Consider the following 20230-nt stretch of genomic DNA (forward strand, 5'->3'; position numbering starts at 1 on the left):
ATTCACAAAACAGGAGAACAAAGAGAACCGAAATGGCGGGCGTCTGCTGCCGTTCGCGATATCTTTGCAGAATCTGAAATTTTTTGCGGTGACCGTATTTTCTGTGAAACTAACGTTTCATTTGCCCGCTGACGGACAATAGTTCAGCCGGGCCAGATTTTCCGGCGATGTCGCGAAAAGCAGTACGAGGAATGCGGAGATCGAAATGGGCAAATGTGGCACAACAATCGATGCGGCTCAGGAAACGGTCGTTCTGGCAATTGATTTCGGCGAAAAGACGATCGCCGATTCTCCGGAACTGATCGAAAAGATTCTAAAGAGCCCCAAAGTCAGCAAGGCGGTTGAAGACGCTTTGATGGCAGAAGCCAAACGGCTGATGAAAAAGCAGCAGGGCGGCAAAGCAATTACCAACGAAGACGGCACCAAATTTCTGGGCGCCGTCGGTAAAAAAGCCGCAGGCGCCGCCGAAGCCATTGCGAAAAAAGAAATCACCGCGTCGAAGGAATTTGGCGAGGTCAAAAGGAGCCTGCAGCAACTCGAGTGCGCGTTTCGTGACTCGCCCGTCGGCATCTTTTTAAACGAAAAGAAGACGGGGCTGATCATCGTCGGCTCAGTGCTGGCGCTGGGCGGCGTGACGGCGATGTACGTCAGCAAGTCGGGCGACTGGCCGGCCGCTCAAATGACCAAGCTGGCCAACAAGGTGGTCCGCTTTAAAGTGCTGGGCAATGTGGAAATCGGCGTCAAAGACATCGAGTTCCAACCGTCGACGCGCACGGTCAAAGCTACGACGTTTGCTTCCGCCAAATGGAAGGCGGTTTCAACAAAAGTCAGCTTCCACGCGGGCTTCAAAGATGACCGCTTCGCCAGCACAAATGCCAAGGGCGAAATTGTGGTCAACGCTGGCAAAGGCGTGAAGCTGACTGGCAAGGGTGGCGTCGGCTACAGCATCAACCCGGATGCACCTGCCGGAAGTAACGACGTGACCTACGATATCAAAATGGGAATCGCGTACGGCACAAACATGGGTGGCTCATCGTTGAGCGTAAACCTGGCGGCGTATGCCGTCCAGGAAGCCATGCAGCGAAAACAGGGCGGAACGCTGGGCGCATCCTACAAGTTCACAGACCTTCGGAAGGGATCCATGTCCGTCGACCTGAACGCGGGCCTTGGCCGAGTACAAAAAATGCAACCCATCGGTCCACCGACAAACGAAGTGGCCGGCCAGGTGAATCTGGGGCTTACGATTAAGTTTCCGTAGAGAACATGAGCGGACGGCAAACCGACTACCCGCCTGAGGTCCGGAACGTTTGGTAGCCACCCGGTCGACGGTGCGCAACCTTTCGCGAAGTGCGCGGAATGCGCCGGTCGACTTCCACCGTCAGTTAAGTTTTTGGCCAGCCTGCTTTTTTCTGGCCTGCGGTTCCTTGTAAATCACGATCTCGGCATCGTTCTGCTGACGAGCTCCGATATTGCTGCGACCGAGCATAACGTAAATCTTCAGCATTGTCTGCAGCTCGGCCACACGTTTGGGCTGCAGCTTTGCCAGATTGTTTCGTTCGCCGATGTCGGCTGACATGTCAATCAGCTGCACCAGCGGTTGGTTGTCGGCTCGGCGTTTAGCCCACTTGGCTGCCGACGGTTTGGGGGCCGTCCAGCCGCCGGAATCCGGGCAGAGCGACAGCTTCCAGTTGTTGTGGCGGATGGAAAAATATCCGGCAACGGAATGATGGATCACAGTCGTCCGCGCATGGTGGTCGGTTTCACGTTTCAACGCTGGAAGAAAACTGAGACTGTCTTCGGCCGAGTTTTCAGGCAGCTTGACGTTCAGCACATCAGCGACTGTAGCAATCGCATCCGTCAAGCACACCAATCCTTCGCACTCCGATCCCGCCTGCACCACCTTCGGCCACGACACCAAAAACGGAACCCGATGCCCGCCGTCCCAGATATCGGCCTTTGAACCTCGCAGGTCTCCGCTGGGAAAATGCCCTTTCGCCTGCAGTTGTTCCATCTTAGACGTCGGCGCAGACGTGCCGTTGTCGGAACTGCAGATGATCAGCGTGTTGTCCAACTGCTTGTTGCGTTTGAGTGCTGCCACGACCTGGCCAAAACTGTCGTCGGTCTGCATGACGAAATCGGCATGAGCGTTCAGGCCGCTGCGGCCCTGCCATTCCGGTGACGGAACCACAGGGCTATGCGGAGAACTCCACGGTACATACAGAAAAAACGGGGCGTCGTTTTTGGCTCGCGAATCAATGTACGTCACCGCTGCTTCCGTCAGACGGGGCAGCATGTCGACGGGTTTAATCGTTGCCATGACTTCGTTGTTATCGATCCATGTTTCAATCTGGCGAGCGTGGTGGAAGCCATGGAATTCGTCGAAGCCGCCTCGATCAATCGGCCCGTGAGTCACCACGCTTCCCACGGGCACTTTGCCGGGAATGTGCTTGCCGTCGAAAAGCATTCCCAGGTGCCACTTGCCGACGATGGCCGTGTGGTAGCCCTGCTGCTTTAGCAGTTTCGCCAGCGTCAAGCGATCGTCAGCAATCAATGATTCGCCGCCGGTGAGGACCCCGGATTGCAAGCGTGTGCGCCAGGCGTAGCGGCCGGTCATCAGTCCATAACGAGTCGGCGTGCAGACGGACGAGCCGCTATGAGCGTCTGTGAAGATCATGCCCGACGCTGCAATGGCATCAAGTTGCGGTGTCGGGATGCGGCCGCGCTTTGGATTCAGACACTGCAGTTCTCCATATCCCATGTCGTCCGCCAACATGACCACAATGTTGGGTGGGCCAGCTTGAGGGCCTTCCGCTGCGGCTTTATTCGGCATTCCGAAGGTCAGGGCCGCGAACAATTGAACAACGCAACGTGGTGGAAATTTCACAGTCCGCATGAAACCGCTTTCTGTTGACAGTGCGTTCTTGATTGAAGTGCCGTCGATTCGGCTTGCCGCATGCACGCGACAGCAATGCTGATCAAGTGTTGTACAACTGATTGGCATCCTGTTCGAGCAACATCATTTCGCAGCGCGAGGTGCATGGTGCCGACCGGATTTGAAAACGTTGGCCTGGCGTTTCCACCGACGAGTAGGACGTGTTCCGAAAATGATGATTATGCAACTGCGGAGATCCCCCCATAGTTAGCGGAATGAGCCGCAAGCCGTTGGTTTTAACCTATGTTTCCGTATGCCAACACATCGTGATATTCCATTCGCGATCACTGAACCAACCACCGCAGACCCCCGGCCCATAGGTTTGATATGACTGTCGCTGAATCTCCTTCCAAACGACAAGTACGTTCCGAAGCCACTGCTTATGCTGGAGAAACATGCCCAAAATGCCACTCAACGGAGTCATGGGGCGAATCTTCATGGTGTCCGAAATGCAACTACTACCCGACGGTCGATAATGGCGTAGCCGATGGCCGTTCCTGGGCAGACGATCTTCCCGATCTGCCGGAAGAGGAACAGTTGGACAACCGCAGTGCGCTACAATCCATTCCGGTTTGGTTTTGGGTTATGTTGGGCGGCGTTTCGGTTATCACCATTTTCAGTGTGACAATTCGCACCGTGTACCCGCGTGAAGACAGCCCTCGCGGACTTATTGCTCTGGCACAGCTGGTGCTGGGAGCGATCACCATGCTGATCGCACATCTGTGTGCCGCTCGCTTCGCTTTAAAGAACGATCGTCGGCTTAACTTTAACGACGTGATCCTTTGCTGGTTCAACATCTGGCAACCGACGATCGCTCGCCTTCCCGCCACATGCAAACGCGTGCAGGCGATGGTGTGTGGCATGGTGGCCGTCTTTACGGCCGTGATGATTATCGGCGGCATCGACTATTCGGCCCCGTTTCGCACGGATGCTTCGCCCAAGAAAATCAGCCCCGCTAAACTGATCGGTGCCGTCACCGCTGCCGCAAACGCTCAGGCCGGTAAAAAGAATCCAGTCTCGATGCAGGAAGCGTTATCAGAAGTCGCGAACATGGAAGAGGCTGCGGGGCTCGCCAACGGCCCCATGACAATGGAGCAGGCATTGAATGAGCTTGGCAATTTGCCCGACAAGCTTTCCGGAATGGAAGACCTGACGGATGATCAAATTGACACAACGTTCGAGACTTTCAACTGCTACGTCTACGGTGTGGAAACGAACGAATACAACGCACCGACCGCCTTGCTGTTTGCCATGAAGGTCGGTCGGCGCAATCGCCATGTTGCGAGGCTGGAAACCAGCGAGATTCCTCGCACAGACCTGCGAACGATCATCCGGAAAATCGGAGCGTCCGTTCTGAAAAAGCCTGCGGCCGAAACAAGTTTTGACGCCGTCTGGGTCGCTCCCGTGGTCAGTGTCCGATTAGCGTTTGACGGGCTGACAGAAGACGGCGACCTGGATAATGTGAAGTTCGAAGCCATCCTCGTACGGCAGCGAGGCGTCTTTGATTCAGAGCAATAAGGCCTGGTCGACTTAACTTTTCGTCATCGACGATAAATCAGTGTACACAGCGAATATGGCACGCCGTCCGTCTTAAAGATCAATTCTGCAAAGACGGCGGTGTGCCCTTCGGCTGCAAAATTCTGATGAAACGATCCGTCTTCGCTGGCCGCCATTTCTTGTGACTCCCATTGATCATCGCGGAAGTCAAGGTCCGTGGAATTTGCTCGCCAGAAGAACACGGATTCCGGAGCGGTGTCGCTCACGACGGACAGCACGTAGCGATCTGCCGCCTCATCGCAACTAAACTGAAGCTTCGGCAGTGGCTGGCCGTCAGCATTCATCCGAGCAAATGCGCCGACAGTGCGCAATGCTTTTTCGCGGCCGCCCTTCAGGCCATGGCCGTCGTTGGGAAGCTGAATAATATACTTCGGCCCTTTCAGATCGTCCCAGTATTTAGACATCGCGTCGACCACCCAATACGGATCGTTGGTGCCGTTCACCAGCAGCTTGGGCAGCGTGAGTTGCTCTCGATACGTATAAGGGTCCATCATTAAACGCAGATGTTTTTCGCGTTTGGATTCTTCTCCCAGAACAATCAGTCCCTTGCTGCTGTAGTCTTTGATCTGCACGCTAAAGCTGCCCCACGTATCCAGTTGGTGCTGCATTTGAGCTCGAAAGTTGAGCGTGTCGATCACGATCGGTGCAGTCGCGGCGATGCGTTTGTCCGCGACTGGTGTCAGCCAGCTTGTCCAGCCTCGTTTTGATGCGCCGGTAATCACAAACGAATCGATCTGAGTGCTGTACTCATCCTTTGAAAGCTGCTGTACCGCGTCCATCGTTTTGACGGCACTCTTGACCATCGGAAATAACAGCGGCCAGGTTTCATCGCCGTCTTCCAGGTATTTCAGCCACGTTTCTGTGATGAGGTCGTCTTCCTTGCGACCATCAAACAGTGGCTGGTTGGGAACCTGGTGCAACACGACAACTCGCATACCTGATGTCTCTGCCAGTGCCGTTCCCATACCGATGGTGCCTGCGTCTGCAGACTTCGGCGGTTGAGAACCCCCGGTCACAAACAACAGCGCGTGCGAAGGAAACTTCAACGTCTTCGGTTCGAAGATCTCAACAGCATGTTGCCAGACAATGTCGTGCCATTTCTGGGAGGTCAGACGCAGTTCCGTCAGCTTTCCGGCCGGCGTTTCCAGACGACGAACAACCTTCCACGCAAAGTCGGGTTCAGGGCGGGCCACATAGTCATGCAATGCGGTTGGCACACTGTCTGTCGGTGTGGCTTTCGGAGGTGTAGCTGCGACTGCGTCTGCCACAGCCTGGCCGAAGACCGAAGAATTGCCGACGATTGCAACAAAGCTGATCGACAAAACAAACACGCGAAGTAACGACGGCACAACATTCATGGCGTTAATTCAATATAGAGTGGTAAGTGACGGTAATAAACTTCCAGCATCAGTAGGTTCAGACACGTGACATAATGTCGCCCGCCCGACCGGCCCCATGTGTCCTTGGTGGGATTCTCAGGAGCCCAGCTGCCACGCGTGGGGCCACCTTTTTCCTGAGTCTCCACAAGCATGTCTCGCAACGCAGCGTTCCATTCGTCCCAGTATTCGCCCTGCATGTGGAACATGACCTGAGTTCCATAATACCAATAGTAAACGTTGCGGGCATCAGAACGCGGCAGACGTTGTTTCAGATATTCGGCCCCCGCTGTCACGGCACTGTCCGTTCGTCCAGCACCAAGGTACTGCCTCATCAGCAATCCTTCGGCCGTCATCGGTTCGCTCATTTTCCGAGTTGGATGGTAGGCAAAGCGGCCAGGTGAAGAAGTGTCTTCGACGGAATCCAGCCACGTTCGAACGCCGTCGTACGCGGGCTTTGGAATGTCGAGTCCCGCCATTTGACCGCTTTTCATGGCCATCAATTGCCAGCCGGAAACAGACGTGTCGGATTCGAACCGCGGCTTGTATCGCCAACCACCGAATTCCGGATGCTGCGACTTCACGATATATTCGATCGCCTTCTGAGCGGGCTCTTGCAGCTTGCGATCTTTGGTCATCCCATACGCTTCACAAAGAGCGATCGCGGCAATGCCGTGACTATAGAATCGAGCGAATTCCGTTTCGGCAGCGAACAGGTCGCCTTCGTCCGTTTGGTTCTTGATCAGCCAGTCGAGACCCCGTTGAACCAGCTTCTTGTGGTCGCCGGTTTCGTGAGTATGGCCAGCTCCCAGAAATGCCAACAGTGCCAGCCCTGTCGCCGCTGGATCTGCATCGTATGTGCCATGCTGGCCGCAATCATGGCCTTCGCAGTTCATCGCATGAATGCTCCAGTTGCCCGCCGCATACTGGTGAGCGGCCAGCCACTGCAGCCCGCGTTCGACGGCGGCTTCAGACTGATCGTTGCCGCCAAGTTTGGCGACTGCTTCCGCGCGAGCATCCGGGGTTCTCATCGAAAACGCAGCGCTGATGCGTTCGGTATGAATGTTACTGATGCCGGGAACGTTGCGTTTGATCAGCCCCGCCAGTTCACTGGACGTGGCGAGCGACGGACGCGGGCCGCCTGTGGAACTGCGAGCCGGCGACCGGCCCGCGCTTAAACCGCCCGGAAGCGAAGGCTTCGTCCGCGCGATCGACGTTGAGCCCCGGCCGGATCCTGGCAGCCCTGCCGCTCGTCGCGCTACGCTGGAAGATCGTGGGCCGATGAGTGTGCCGCGTGAAGCAGACGGTCGCCCCGACGTTCCGCCAGAGCCGCCGCCTTCCTGTGGCCCGGCGTAGACTAACGCTCCGGACTGCTCGGCCTGCAACGCACCGGCAGGAAGTGAAATTGCCGCAGCACCTCGTGACGATCGGCCGCTGCCGGACAACCCTCGCCCGCCCGTGATGTCGCCGCGAAGTCGAGCACCGCCGCTGTCGTTTGCTGCCCCCGACAGTCCTGCGCGACCAGCCGCATTCATCGCGACGCCGCGGTTGCCGGCGGAGGTACCGTTTAACGCGACGCCTTCACCGGGCGATGATCCCGAGCTCGCTGGCAAACCGCCTCCACTGCGGCCTGCGCCGGAAGCGGCTGACGACGGGCCCGATGACAGAACCTGTTCTGAAGACCCCGCGCCGCCTGCCACTGATCCGACCGTGACTTCCTGAGCTCGCGTGCCCACCGCTCGTGGTGCGCCGTCTGCGGAACCTCGCGGACCACTGCCGCCGGAGAATTCGGCGTTCACAGAATCGCCTAGCTTGGGCCCCGACTGCGATCCTCGGCCGCGACCGACCGTCCCGCTTTCCAACGCTGATACTCCGGACTGACTAAGCCGCATCGAAGGCGCTCCACCGCCGCCAGCCGCTCCACTGGGCACCGACGAACTTCCGCGAGCAACGTTTGACGCGGATGAATTAGCGGTCAGGGCTGGCGAACCTGCGCCAACAGCCGCCGCGACTTCCACCGATTCTGCAGACGTGCTGGCGGCCGATGTGCTGCGACCACTGGATGACGTACTACGCTGCAAAGCCGCAGCTCCACCACTGGACGGAGCCGAAACGGCCACGTCGGCGGCCGACGCGGCACGAGATGGACTGACGCTTTCGACTCGCGTTTGCGACGACGACGAAGGCGACGACATGTCGGTTCGCTGCTGATCGTTTAAGCTGGAATCCGCCTGACGAGCGGCCTCGGTGGCTCGCATTTGAGCGGCCAGTTGACGTGCGTCCCGAGCGGGAGCAATTTCGACAGCCTCGGCATTCGTTTCCGCCGTTGCAGCGGCAGCCGCCTGACGTTGGCGCGGCTGCACTTCCAATTGCATCAACTGCTGCGGCCGCATTTCTGACCGCGCAGCCAGACGCGCGGCGTCGATTTGTGGAGTGTTCTGATTTTCCACATCCTGCTGCTGCCGTTCGGCATCTGTCAGATCGGCGTCGCTGCGTTCCATCGCTGCGGCTTCCAAATCTGGTTGTTGGCTTTCTGGCGTTTCAACTTCGGGCGTTGGCAGTTGCTCAGGCGCATCCGATCTGGCCTGCTGATTTTGTCGTTGAATTTCGACTTCGATCGCTCGATCCATCTGCTCCTGTTGTCGCTGGCGTTCCGGCATGGCCGCCATTTCAATCTGCCGTTGAATTTCAACTTCGTCCGGTTCCGCCTGCGGCGTGACTTCGGTGGTTTGACGTTGCAGTTGATGCTGCTGCGATTCGTGAGCATCCGTTTCGTTCGGACGTTCCCACTCCTGCGGTTCCGTCGAAATTGATTCCGCACCACCGTAGTCGGGAATGGTAAATTCACGCATCGGGTGGTCGCTGTCGCCTACTTCGGCCACCGCGGTCAGCGGCACGTCGACTCGAACGGTTCGCAAGCCAACGCAAATCATCAGGTGAATCATCAGGCTAAACAGTACCGCCCATTGCAGGCGTTTGACGACGACACTGCGGATGGTATACGCCGTCGCCAGCATGATTATGCCGAGCCCAAACGACAGAGCGATCTGTCCATTCAGGTAGTCCATCCCGGTGACGGGCACTTCGTCGCCGGGCGAATACTTCAACCACATTCCGGCGAACGCCAAAACGCCGGCAGCCGCCGACAAGCCCAACGCCGGAACAAGCGCAAAGCGACCGCCAGCTTCATGCTGCTGCAGTTCTTCGTCGGTCATTCTTAACAGGCTGGACATGGGGCGTTGCGGGTTGAGGGGGTTGAGGGTTGAGAGTTGAGGGCGAGTTTGAGGTTCCTTACTCGTTCTCTTCGTCTGGAATTACAGCTACGCGGTAGTCTCGGATTTCGGCTTGGTTGCAAAGGCCCATCACGCGAGCCACATACTTCCATTCCGCTCCTTCGCTGCCGCGAATCACGACCGACTGGTTACCCGGGTTGTCGGTTTGAGCTCGGTTAAAGCGTTCGGCCAACTGGCGTTCGGTATAAAGTTGCCCGTCAAGGTAGAAGTCACCGCCGTCGTCGACGTTGACGATCATTTCGCGAGGCTTCATGACCATGGGCATCGCCGCGGCAACGGCTGGCAGGTTGGCTCCCATTTCGCCTTCGCCCGTGATGCGAGCCTGTTCCTGAAAGTTGCTGGCCACCAGAAAGAACAACAGCAACTGGAACACGCAATCGATCATCGGAGTCATGTCGACTCGCCGCTTCCCCGCCGTTTTTTTGAGTTCAAATTTCATCGATCGGCTACTTGTCAAAGTTCGTTCGCAAAGTTCCACGCGCCGTCCGGTTTGCACCGCTTAGATCGGCATCTGAATCCGGATCGGCACCAGCGGCGGCCGGTTCTGAGCCGGTGGCCGATCGCACGATGCGACGTGGTGATCCCAGTTTGCGAGCCGCCTGTTTTTTGGCCGCGGCCGAATCCGCATCTGCCTTCTGCGATGCGGTGCCGCCTGACACCGACTTCACCTTAATGCCGCGATCTCCCGGATCGCTGGATTCGACCACTCGCAACCGCCCTTCATAGCGTTCCAGCTTCGGCAGCAGGTCGAGAAAGATGGCTTCCATCTGCCGCAGCAGTCGCTCGACTCGCCCTTCTAAAAAATTCGCCAGAATGACCGACACGACCGCGACGCATAGGCCCGCGAACGTTGTGACCAGAGCTGTGTAGATTCCATGAGCCAGCTCCTGCGCCTTTGCGGTACCGGTCGACGTTGTGGTGCTGGTCACCATAAACGCCATGATCATGCCCTGCACCGTTCCCAGCAGCCCCAGCAGCGGCGCGATGCTGGCCACGACGTTGATCGGTCTTAAGTTGCGAGTCATCCCGGCCGTTTCGCGACCGACCGCATCCATGACGGCCATCTCAACTTCTGCATGCGGGCGGCCCGTTTTCAGCACCGCCGCGCGAGTGACATTCGCCAGTGGCGACCGGTTGCCTTCGCACGCTTCCCATAACTTGCGAGGGTCGAACGACGGATCGTTCATGACGTTTCGCAACTGACGCACGAGCTTCCGAGGCAGTATCCGCATGCGGCTGAGTCCGAACAGTCGTTCCAGAGTGAACGCCACGGTGATGACGGATGCCACCGCAATCGGAATCATGAACCAGCCGCCCTGCACAGCCAGGTCCCACAAACTGGGCATTGCGGGAGTCGCGACAGGAGCGACGTCCGCAGCAGGTTCTTGAGCGACCGAAGCCGCCGGCAAAAACAGCGACGTCGTCAGGACAAACGCGACGCATCGAAGGGCGTTGAATGGGCCGCGAAGTTTTGGGATACGCATCAGCGTTGACTTCAGGTCTGAGGTTTCTCGAATCGGATGGTGTAATCAAAGAAGGGATTCGGCTTTGGATCGATCAGGTCAGCATTCCGCCAGCCTGTTTTACATGGATACGCCTGACACCGTTACGCGCCCTGCAACTCCTTTATCCGGCGTTTCGCATCCTGCACCTTCTTGTGTTGTGGGTATTTCGTGATCAGGTTTTCGTAACACGTCTTCGCTTGTTCAACATCCTTCAGAACTTCAAAACAGCGAGCCGCTTCGAAATACGCCATGGCGGACCATTCTTTGTGGTTGTACAGGAACGCCGTTTTCAGAAAGTGCTTGGTTGCGTCCTTGTGCTGTTTTTGAGCGAAGCAGCATTCGCCGATCATGAACCGCGCCTTGGCGGCCGTTTCTGTATCTGTTTCTTCGGTCACTTGTTCGTAAAGAGGGATCGCCTGATCAAACTTGCCTTCGTTCTGGATTGCCCACGCAACACCGTAGCGGGCTTCCGCTTTCATTTCGAAGTCGGGATGTTCGGTCAGCACCTTTTGGTGCCACGCCTTGCTTCCGGCCCAGTCGTCCAGCGACGCCGCACATTCGCCCGCTCGAAACATCGCCAGAGGTCCGTAGTTGCTGTCGCCAGCCGCGGCGACTGCTTCGAACGCTTTGCGAGCTTCCGCCCAGTCTTTCTGTTTGTAAAGACATTCACCAATCAGAAATCTCGCGTCTCCAGCCAGTTCGCCTTCGGGATGCTTCTGCAATTGCTCAGCGAATGCTGATTGAGCCCCCGGCAGGTCATTCGCCTTCAGCAAACTCCAACCAAGCTTGTGCATCGACTTTTCTGCGATCTCACCTTCCGCCGACTTCGCCGCCGACTGTTGATACGCCTGTGCTGCCTGAGGAAATTGTTTTGCGTCGTAGTACGATTCGCCCACACGAAACAGCGACTCCGCCGCCAGCGGACTGTCAGGCCAGGTCTTAGCAAGCTGACCAAACGTCGCAACGGCTTTCTCCGTGTTGCCAAGTTCGACATAAGCCCAGCCAAGTTCGTAAGCGACTTTGTCAGCTGCAGCGTAGTCCTTGCTGTCGCTGAGAATGTTTTGATACGTTTTTGTGGCGGCATCAAACTTCTTCAGGCCCGCTTCGGCCAGGCCTTTGACGTACTCCGCATCGAGCCTGTCATTCTTCGCGGGCTTTGTTTGTTCAAATGCCTGAACGTCCTTTAACACGTTGGCGAAATCACCCAATTGATAGGCCGCCATCGCTCGCACGTACAACCCCTTCGGCGCGATCGAAGAGGAGTTGTACTTGTCCAGCAGCGTCGTCAACGCCGCAGACGATTTCTGGTACTCGCCGAGACTGAAAAGAGTCCAGCCCAAACCATACTGAGCGTGCGGAGCAAAATCGCTATCCGGATGCTTCGCCACAACTCGCTTGTACGCCTGCATCGCGTCCTGATAACGCTCGGCACCATACGCCGCTTCGGCAATGCGAAAATCGACTTCGCTGGCCAGACGGCTTTTGGGAAAACTGGTCTGCAGTATCTGCAGTTGCTTGTCCGCTTCGTCGCTGCGACCCAGCTTCCGATACGCTTCCGCCAGCGCCAGATAGGCTTCATCGTTGCCGGGGCGATCCGGTTTTGTGGCAATGGCCTGCTTTAATGTTTCTGCACCCGCTTTCGCGTTCCCTTTTTCAAGCTGTATGCGTCCCAGAATGCTAAGTGCTTCACTCTTCAACGACGCATCCTGAAGCTGCGGCACAACGCCGGTGAACCATGTAATGACGTTATCGTGTTGGTCTGCCAACGACAGCGCCAAACCACACCGTACCTTCGCCTGTTCCGCATTCGCATGACCCGGAGCCGCCTCCAGAAAGGCTCGAAAACGTTCCGCCGCCGCTTTGTGTTCCCCCAGCAACAGACGACTTTCAGCCGCGATGAACATCACGTCCGGCATCAACTTGCTGTCGCGGAATGGTTCAACAAAATCGTCCGCGAAACCTTTGGCTGCCGCGTAATTTTTGACATCCAGCGACGCTAGAGCGGCCATATACTGTGCCTGAGGTGCGAGGTCCGTTTTGGGATTCCTGCGGACAAACTTTGCGTACTGGTCAGCACTCTTTTCTCGCTGCTGTGGCAATTCGTACATGGCGTCGATGCGTACGAGGTCGAGTTCCGGGCGATAGGCGTCCCCTTTGAACATTTGCAGCCCCTGTTCTGCCACTTGCAACGCCTGTTTCGGATCACCTTCCTTTAACAAACACCGCGCCATCCACTGAGTTGCCTCAGGGGCTTCGGGGGAGTCGCGTTTCATCACCTGCTCAAGGCCCGTGCGAGCCAGCTTGTATTTCTCCTGAAGGAAGTAGCACTTCGCTCCGGCTAAAATCGCGGCGTCATAGTGCCTTGTATTCTTGAATTCGCGTGGCACGTTCCAATACAGCTTTGCCGCTTCGTCGACTTTGCCAAGTTCGTACAGGCAGCGAGCGTTGCGCAGCATGGCGACGTCCGCCAGCTCAAAGTCTCGCTTTCCACTGACGGCTTCGAAGACCGGATTGGCGTCCGCGAATTTCCCGTTGTCGAACAGAATCTCACCGCGACGCATTTGCACTTCGGTGACGAGTTCGTGTTCTGGAAACTTTGTCGCAAAGGTTGAAAAACTGGCGAGCGCCTGTTCGGGCTGCTTCAGAACTTCCTGAGCCGTTCCCAGCGCGTAAATCGCGTCGGCGGCGAGTTCGTGATCGGGATACTTTTTCACAAACTGATCGTACGCGGCAGCGGCTTTGTCGACCTGCTTCAGTTGATACAGACACTCGCCGCGATAATAGAGCGCTCGCGCGGCGTACTCGCTGTCACCAAACTTCGCCAGCATCTGCCCGAACGCGCGTTCCGCATTCTGATAGTCGTTGTCTTTGCCCGATTTTTGGGCCTGGCCATACCATGCGATGCCAAGATTCAGCGTCGACTGATCCAGCAATTCGCACTTGGGATAGTCTTTCAACACCGTCCGAAACGCGGCGATGGCATCCGCATATTGCTTTTCCTGAAGCGAACACGTACCCAGATAATGGTGCGCCCGATCGACTCGCGGATCTTTGGGAAACTTCTTAAGAAACGTCTGCCATTCATCAATTGCGGCGTCAAACAGTTTCTGATTCTGAAATCCGACTGCGACGGCATACTGTCGAGTGGCCGCTTCCGTTTCCTGTTCCTGCGCCTGGACAGGACCGGAGCTCACCAACACGAATAGCGCAATCAGCAACGCATTGAGACTGCGTAACGTCATCTCAGAGTCCTCTGAAAAGAAAGGGAATCGAGTAAGGAATACCCGTCTGTGACCTAAATTTCAAGCAGCAATTGCGCATAGAAAAACGCCGGGCAACACTTGCTGCCCGGCGTTAACTTGTCCACTCATATGATTTCGTGCACTCCAGTAGGCATTTAGAAATGCCTTCCCAGGACTATGCCGCCTCAACCGTTACGGGTTCCGCCGCATCAATGGCTTCAGCATGGTCCCGATCGTCTGCCTTCCGGCCCACTGGCAGCTTCGCCTTAACGTCATACGCTAAGCCCGTCATTTCAAGAGCTCGAATCGCCCACCAAGTCATGTCAACTTCCCACCAGCGGTGTCCAGCCGGCGCGACACTTGGGTGCGCGTGGTGATTGTTGTGCCAGCCTTCGCCGTAGGCCAGAACAGCAACCCACCATAGGTTTCGTGATTCGTCGCGAGTGTCATAGTTGCGATAGCCCCACAAGTGAGTGGCGGAATTAACAAACCATGTGGAATGATAAGCCGCGACCATACGGACGCACATGCCCCACACAAGGAACGAAACGCCCATCTGCCAACCGCCCCACGCCCAGCCGCCAGCCAGCAAAACCAGTCCCTGAGCCCACAGCCACAGCGGAAATGTGCGTTCAAAGAACTTCATCATGGGACGCTCCAAAAGTTCTGGAATGTACTTCTCCCACAGCAGCATCTTGTCAGTTTCTTTACGCTGAACGAACAGCCACATAATGTGAGACCACCATGTGCCAATCAATGGCGAATGCGGGTCGCCCTCCTGATCCGATTTCTGATGGTGCAGGCGGTGGTTCGCCGCCCAGGACATCGGAGAACCTTCGCCCGACAGGCTGCCAGCCAGTAATACGACGAATTCCGCCGGAGCTCTTAGCTTCATCGACTTGTGAGACAGGTACCGGTGATAGCCCAGGCAAATGCCGACGCTGCACGTAAACCAGTGCAACACCAGACAAATCGCCAGTCCCTGCCAGCTAAAGAACGCAGGCACAAATGCTGCCAACGCTCCCAGATGGATGAAAAACAGGAATCCCGTGACTACCCAGTCGACGTTGTCCCAGCGAAGCTGGTCTTTCGAAAACGAAGCTTGCAACGTTTCCGCATCGGCCTTCGATTTTGCACGCCGAGCTTCCACTTCGGGAGAAATCGTTTTGGGAATTCCAAGCGTCGTCAGTGAACCGCTCATCGTTGTTTCATACCTTTGATTGTGGAAGAGTGCCTTTCCGCAGCCTTCCTTTGATGACATTTCCTCAGCACGCACCGAACATGTCGGCGGCAAATCCGTTCGCCTGCTCGACGATACGTGGGTTATCGTCGTAGCTCAACCCGAGTCTGTCCGACCGTCGTCAAACATTGGTCAAAGGATTGTCACGACCGTAAAGCCATTGAGAAAAGCAGTTTACGTCGCCCCCACAGCCGCGTTTGACCTGCTGCAAGTCGTCTCAATTCCAGGCATTGGGGTTCAGCATCACGCTTCCGGCATTCTGAAGTGAGCCCGTAACGCAGACGGATGGGGGCACCAGATCGCTCGCGCAGCTGAGAGCTGGGACGTTGTTTCGCGTCCCCTGAAGAACAGGCAAAATTTGCCGCATGTCGTCACAGTGCTGTTGGCCGATTCTGCCGAAACAAAATCAACAAAATTGTGCGCACCGAAGGCGGGGTGTGGGTACCCGCAAACATGCCGCTCTGCCTTTGGCTCAGCTGCTTTCGGTAACAATGCACGCTTTGGCACTCCGCGAAAACCGGTTTCAAACAGCTAGAGCCCCGTTTTTTGCTGGATTTCTCCAAGTTATCGTTTCAACGGCTGTGCTGGCTTGGTCCTGCAAACCCCTACCGAAACGCGGTCGCTGACGACACAAACAACCACCTGGGGAATGAGGACAAACCCTCTACACGAATTCCCCACTAGGGACTTTACCCTGTGGGGTTTCCGTGTAAATAAGTTGTCTTTGTTTACATAGAACTCATCACGGCAGGAGTGGGACCCCTCACAAATTAGGTGTTGGACTCATAACATGCCACATCTACCTCACCATGAATGACACCCTGGAGCCACGAAGATGAACACCGCAGATTCTAGCAGTCCCCCCTTCCCTGAAATCTCGAACGTTGGCACACGCCCTTCGACAGATACAGAAAAGAACAGCATCCACGGGTCGGGATTGCTGCTGGCAGACGGCAACAAGCTGAATACGGAAGCCATCGCATGGAGTCTGTCAGCTTATGGCGGTTTTCAGGACATTCAATCAACATCGCAGGCTCAGGAGGTATTGTCAGCCATCCGGACGAAACGCCCTTCTGTCGTGCTGCTGGGAGAACGCATCGTCACCGAAGGGGTGCGAGAAATTCTGTCTGAGTTGGCTGTGCGAATGGGCGAAACCAAGGTTGTCGTGTTTGCAGATGAACTCACCGATCGCCAGATCGATCTTGTCGTTCATAACCGGGTCACCGGGCTGTTGTCGCGTCAGGATTCGATGAGAAATCTAAATGAACAGTTGTTGCGAATTGCGAATGGCACCCCCGTACTGTCCCCATTCCTGAAGGAACGCGTGGAACTTACCCGAGATGGCCAGTTTCGCTGCATCGCGAGTGCTCATCTGAAGAAGCTCACCGATCGTCAGTGGGATGTGCTGTTGCGAATTGCGGAAGGGCGTCGCGTATCCGAAGTCGCGCTTGATCTTTCCATCAGTGCCAAAGCGGTTGAGAGCCACAAGTACCGAATCATGAAAACGATCGGCGCATCCGATCGTGTGGGACTGTGCCGCTGGGCGATTCGCGAAGGCTTGATCGAAGCGTAATTCCGTCAACCATCGCCAGCTAAAACGTCTGCCGAAAGTACCGCAGAAGACGCTGAAGAAGCGAAGCGGATTGCACTTCGATTCGAACGCGCCCAGTGCTGTACAGGGCAGGCGGAGCTTGGTTCTCGACTAAATCCAGTTGACCGCTTACTGCATAGGTAATGTCGGCTGGGCGCACAACGTCGGCTTCTGCACGCCCGTTCACGAAACCGGCAATCGCCAACGAAACTGGCAATTCTTCTGACGGCAGGCTCACGACCGACTTCAGTGTTCCGGAAGTCCTTGTCGTTGCGGATCCGGTCGGCAGGAAGTCGAAGCGTTGCCCCGATTCTAGAAGCTGCACTTTGTCTTCGCCGACAGCGATCAGCAATCGCACGTCACGTCGATCGCCTGCGAAACCCAATAACGTACCTCGCGGAAGCCACGCCGCCGAGTTTTCTGGATCCAGTGGATTGCCATGCCACAGTTGAGGCAGCCGGTTTTCTAGCTGCACGGGAACGCGTGGCGGCGGCAACAACACGCCCGATGTCGGTGCTGCGACTGTTAGCTTATGCAGCTCTGTGCGGAATTGCCGTTCGCGTTGCTCGGCCGTTGACAGACTTTCGCGAAGCTGAGGCAGTAATTCCGACGACGCCATTTCCGGATCGCTGCGCAAAGCGTTGAGCTGCAGTTGCAGATCGTTGACGGCCGCCGTCAATTCCATGCCGCGTTGATTCAGTTCGTTGTTGCTGAGCGTCGCGACCGGCTGACTTGCCTGCAAACGGTCACCATACCGAATAGACGTTTGCAGTTGCCCCGGCAGGGGCGTAAACACGGGCTGTGAGGTCGGCTGCACAAACGCCGGGGCCACCACGGATTGCGGCAACGGGATCAGCAAACCGCCGACAATCAAGATACAGCAGGCTACGATGCGGAGTCGCGTCCCTGCCGGATTTCCGTTGTGCTGTGCCGCGTCCTTCACAACGCCGCGAACCTGCATGACAAACAACAGCACCGGAACACCGATGAAACCGACCAAAATTGCCAGCGATAACGCCGCCCCCAAAAATTGCACACGCCATTCTGCCGCGAGGCTATCGATAAGCTGCAGAATGACCAACGTCAGCAGCATTCGATATAGGCTCGACAGAATCCCGTACGCCAGCAGTTGCCAGCGTCGGTAGCCATTCGGTTGTTGGATCACTGAACGCCCCGTCAACACCTTCAACAACGCGGCCCGAACGGTTGCGGATGATTGCTGAGCCAGGTTCGGGATGCCAAGCCAGTCCGTCAGCAGATAGTAACCGTCAAATCGCAGCAACGGGTTTCCATTAAACAGCAATGTGTTGGCGCTGCAGACCAGCATTGTATTCAGCAACAGAAACCGCATTGGCCCCGGTTCGGCATTCCACCACAACAGAGTGCAAACGGCGGCGATGGCGAGTTCCACAAACAGGCCTGCCGCTGTAATCAGCATGCGTTGCCGCCGAGGCAGCAGCCAACTGTCTGTGACGTTCGTGTACAACACCGGCGTGAATACCATCAGCATGACGCCGCATTCGTTGCATTCCGCTCCGAAGTACCTCGCGGTAAACGCATGGCCCGCTTCGTGCAGCAGCTTGACGACGACAAAGATCACCAGCAGCGCTGCCAGATTCTGAGGACCCAAAAACTGCGACATGCTTGGCAATTGTCGAGTCACCTCACCAAACCGCAGCACAACCATAGCAGTCGCCGCTACCATCAGGCCGACGCAGCACCGAATCACCAGCGGTTGAAACAGTGGCACCGCGAACGGCATCACGGAATCAATGACGGGCGTGGGATTTAGCAGCTTGATTCGCAACCGAAGAACCGACAGCGCGGCTCGAAGCATCTTTCCGAACCATGACGTCGCTCGCGGCTGGGAAAGACGAGTTCCGTCTTCGCCGCCGGTTTGCCGAATCAGCTGATGGCTGGCAAGAGTTCGAATGAATTGAGCAAAGTCTTCCGCCGTCAGACCAGCCGATGGGCAAATTCGTTTCACGGCGGCCAGCAATTCAGACACCTGTCGTCGACCGTCCAGCAGGTTAAGAATGTGGTACTCGGTGTCTTCCAAATGAGCGTACTGCAATGTCAGCGGATCTTTCACGATCCACCCGCCAGCATCATGCGGCGCGATCTGCAAATCAGACCGTTTGACCCACGAAAACGTCACGCTACCACCCCGTGGTTAAAACTGAAATGGCTGAAGTTGCAGTGTGGAGGTGGAAGGAACCACGGATGGACACGAGTGAACACGGATAATCGTAGAAAAGAGAACCTGCAAGGTGCAGAGTGACCGCGGAAGTCGCTCGTGAAATCCGTGTTCATCTGTGTCCTTTCGTGGTTCTAAAGAACTCACTCAATCGTCAACGTCCCCTTTAAACCTGGCAGCACAATCTGATCGGGATTTTCAAAATCGGCCCAAAAACGCACCTGTTGATTCACCGGGTCCACTTCGCTGCTCACGAATGCAACCTTTCCGGTCACTCGCTTCGTGCCTGCGCCCGTCATCACTTCGATGGCCACGGAACGTCCAACCAGAGGCGTCGCGGTTGCCTTCAGCGGAAGAAACCCTTCGGCTCGCAGCGTGCCAAGATCAATCATCCGAAACACCGGCGCTCCGATTGGAACCCATTCACCGACCTGAGCCTTCAACTCCACCACGCTGCCGTAGAACGGAGCGCGGACGTTGCGGTGTTCCAGTTTTAATTCAGCCAGCGCGACTTCATTGATCTGTAGATTCTCGCTCACTTTTGCCACAACCAGGCGGTGCTTTTCCTGCTTTAGTAACGCGTCATAGCGGCGGATCTCATCATTCTTCTGGTCAATCGACGCCTGTTCGGCCTCAGGCTTCAGTCGCTTTGTGCGAGCGTCGTCCATCGCTTTGGCGATTTCGAGTTTCCCCTGCTCCAGCGACGTTCTTAGCCGATCGATTTGTGATTCCGACACGCTGCCCTTGAAAGAACGGCGAGCGTTCTCGGCGCGTTCCAATTCCAGTTGACGAAGCTGAGTCTCGGCGTCGGCGATCCGCTTGTCCACATCGCTGTCGGCTTCAATCTTTGAAATTTTCAGAGCCACTTCGGACACGCGTCGAGCAGACTCGGCATGCGCCAATTGAGCGGCCGCTGTTTCCACGGCGTGTCCGTTTTCTGACGCCATCGTCGCCATTTGCAGGTTCAGCATCGCTGCCTTCAAACCCAACTGTTGCTGTTCGTTTTCGAGCACAGCCAGAACGTCACCCGCTTTGACGGACGCGCCTTCAGATACCGACAATTTCGCCAGCACGCCAGCATCGCGAACGGGGACGTCCGCCTGTCTAACTAGGCGAATCGTCACCTGAGCCGTCAGTGGCGCATCCGGCTTGGTGTCTGGCTGCGGTTCGTCGGCCATTGCGTGGATTGCCGTCAATGCCAGCAGAATCAACGGCGTCATCAGTGCACTCACTGACAGACCGTGAAGAGTTTTCCCCACACTGGCGAACGGGATTGAACGCCGAAAGTACCGTTCAA

12 protein-coding genes are annotated in these 20230 nt (G+C 56.5%); 3 read left to right on the top strand and 9 right to left on the bottom strand.

Annotated elements, in window-relative coordinates; translation table 11 throughout:
* Window positions 1-205 precede the first annotated feature (205 nt).
* A complete protein-coding gene (locus Fuma_RS13400; RefSeq protein ID WP_077024580.1) occupies window positions 206-1258 on the top strand; it encodes a hypothetical protein in 1053 nt (350 codons plus the stop codon).
* Window positions 1259-1378: 120 nt separating this feature from the next.
* Here the strand turns inward: Fuma_RS13400 and Fuma_RS13405 are convergent, their stop codons facing one another.
* A complete protein-coding gene (locus Fuma_RS13405) occupies window positions 1379-2893 on the bottom strand; it encodes a sulfatase family protein (RefSeq protein ID WP_218922434.1) in 1515 nt (504 codons plus the stop codon).
* Window positions 2894-3259: 366 nt separating this feature from the next.
* On the opposite strand from Fuma_RS13405, the gene Fuma_RS13410 reads away from it, so the two are divergent.
* Window positions 3260-4450, top strand: a complete 1191-nt coding sequence (locus Fuma_RS13410; RefSeq protein ID WP_077024581.1) for a hypothetical protein — start codon at window positions 3260-3262, stop codon at window positions 4448-4450.
* Between the two features lie 23 nt (window positions 4451-4473).
* On the opposite strand, the gene Fuma_RS13415 is transcribed toward Fuma_RS13410, so the two are convergent.
* The 6 genes from Fuma_RS13415 to Fuma_RS13440 form a co-directional block, all read right to left on the bottom strand.
* Window positions 4474-5847: a PhoPQ-activated pathogenicity-related family protein gene (locus Fuma_RS13415; RefSeq protein ID WP_083732027.1), complete on the bottom strand. Its 1374-nt coding sequence runs from the start codon at window positions 5845-5847 to the stop codon at window positions 4474-4476.
* Complete coding sequence (locus Fuma_RS13420; RefSeq protein WP_145944151.1) at window positions 5844-9098, bottom strand: hypothetical protein; 3255 nt, start codon at window positions 9096-9098, stop codon at window positions 5844-5846. The genes Fuma_RS13415 and Fuma_RS13420 overlap by 4 nt, the downstream gene beginning before the upstream one ends.
* Window positions 9099-9156: 58 nt before the next feature.
* A complete protein-coding gene (locus Fuma_RS13425; protein ID WP_077024583.1) occupies window positions 9157-9597 on the bottom strand; it encodes an ExbD/TolR family protein in 441 nt (146 codons plus the stop codon).
* 7 nt (window positions 9598-9604) lie between these two features.
* Window positions 9605-10642, bottom strand: coding sequence for a MotA/TolQ/ExbB proton channel family protein (locus Fuma_RS13430; protein WP_077024584.1), 1038 nt, complete (start codon window positions 10640-10642; stop codon window positions 9605-9607).
* 122 nt (window positions 10643-10764) lie between these two features.
* The gene (locus Fuma_RS13435) at window positions 10765-13905 is read right to left on the bottom strand and encodes a tetratricopeptide repeat protein (protein ID WP_077024585.1); all 3141 of its coding nucleotides are present in this window, start codon (window positions 13903-13905) and stop codon (window positions 10765-10767) included.
* Between the two features lie 175 nt (window positions 13906-14080).
* Entirely contained in the window at window positions 14081-15106 is a 1026-nt protein-coding gene (locus tag Fuma_RS13440; RefSeq protein ID WP_077024586.1) for an acyl-CoA desaturase, read from the bottom strand.
* An 874-nt stretch (window positions 15107-15980) separates the two neighbouring features.
* Here Fuma_RS13440 and Fuma_RS13450 point away from each other — a divergent pair.
* The gene (locus Fuma_RS13450) at window positions 15981-16718 is read left to right on the top strand and encodes a response regulator transcription factor (RefSeq protein ID WP_077024588.1); all 738 of its coding nucleotides are present in this window, start codon (window positions 15981-15983) and stop codon (window positions 16716-16718) included.
* A 19-nt stretch (window positions 16719-16737) separates the two neighbouring features.
* Here Fuma_RS13450 and Fuma_RS13455 read toward each other — a convergent pair whose 3' ends face one another.
* Window positions 16738-18894 (bottom strand): M50 family metallopeptidase, encoded by a 2157-nt coding sequence (locus tag Fuma_RS13455; protein WP_077024589.1) that lies wholly within the window; start codon window positions 18892-18894, stop codon window positions 16738-16740.
* Between the two features lie 182 nt (window positions 18895-19076).
* The gene (locus Fuma_RS13460) at window positions 19077-20153 is read right to left on the bottom strand and encodes an HlyD family secretion protein (RefSeq protein WP_158520971.1); all 1077 of its coding nucleotides are present in this window, start codon (window positions 20151-20153) and stop codon (window positions 19077-19079) included.
* Window positions 20154-20230 lie beyond the last annotated feature (77 nt).

This window comes from Fuerstiella marisgermanici, from assembly GCF_001983935.1.
In the GTDB taxonomy this organism is placed as follows: domain Bacteria; phylum Planctomycetota; class Planctomycetia; order Planctomycetales; family Planctomycetaceae; genus Fuerstiella; species Fuerstiella marisgermanici.

Excerpts from the sequence above, each read along its gene's own strand:
- Fuma_RS13400 (WP_077024580.1), top strand. The coding sequence starts at position 206 with ATGGGCAAATGTGGCACAACAATCGATGCGGCTCAGGAAACGGTCGTT.
- Fuma_RS13415 (WP_083732027.1), bottom strand. The coding sequence starts at position 5,847 with ATGAATGTTGTGCCGTCGTTACTTCGCGTGTTTGTTTTGTCGATCAGC.
- Fuma_RS13460 (WP_158520971.1), bottom strand. The coding sequence starts at position 20,153 with ATGACGCCGTTGATTCTGCTGGCATTGACGGCAATCCACGCAATGGCC.
- Fuma_RS13430 (WP_077024584.1), bottom strand. The coding sequence starts at position 10,642 with ATGCGTATCCCAAAACTTCGCGGCCCATTCAACGCCCTTCGATGCGTC.
- Fuma_RS13420 (WP_145944151.1), bottom strand. The coding sequence starts at position 9,098 with ATGTCCAGCCTGTTAAGAATGACCGACGAAGAACTGCAGCAGCATGAA.
- Fuma_RS13425 (WP_077024583.1), bottom strand. The coding sequence starts at position 9,597 with ATGAAATTTGAACTCAAAAAAACGGCGGGGAAGCGGCGAGTCGACATG.
- Fuma_RS13405 (WP_218922434.1), bottom strand. The coding sequence starts at position 2,893 with ATGCGGACTGTGAAATTTCCACCACGTTGCGTTGTTCAATTGTTCGCG.
- Fuma_RS13440 (WP_077024586.1), bottom strand. The coding sequence starts at position 15,106 with ATGAGCGGTTCACTGACGACGCTTGGAATTCCCAAAACGATTTCTCCC.
- Fuma_RS13410 (WP_077024581.1), top strand. The coding sequence starts at position 3,260 with ATGACTGTCGCTGAATCTCCTTCCAAACGACAAGTACGTTCCGAAGCC.
- Fuma_RS13450 (WP_077024588.1), top strand. The coding sequence starts at position 15,981 with ATGAACACCGCAGATTCTAGCAGTCCCCCCTTCCCTGAAATCTCGAAC.
- Fuma_RS13435 (WP_077024585.1), bottom strand. The coding sequence starts at position 13,905 with ATGACGTTACGCAGTCTCAATGCGTTGCTGATTGCGCTATTCGTGTTG.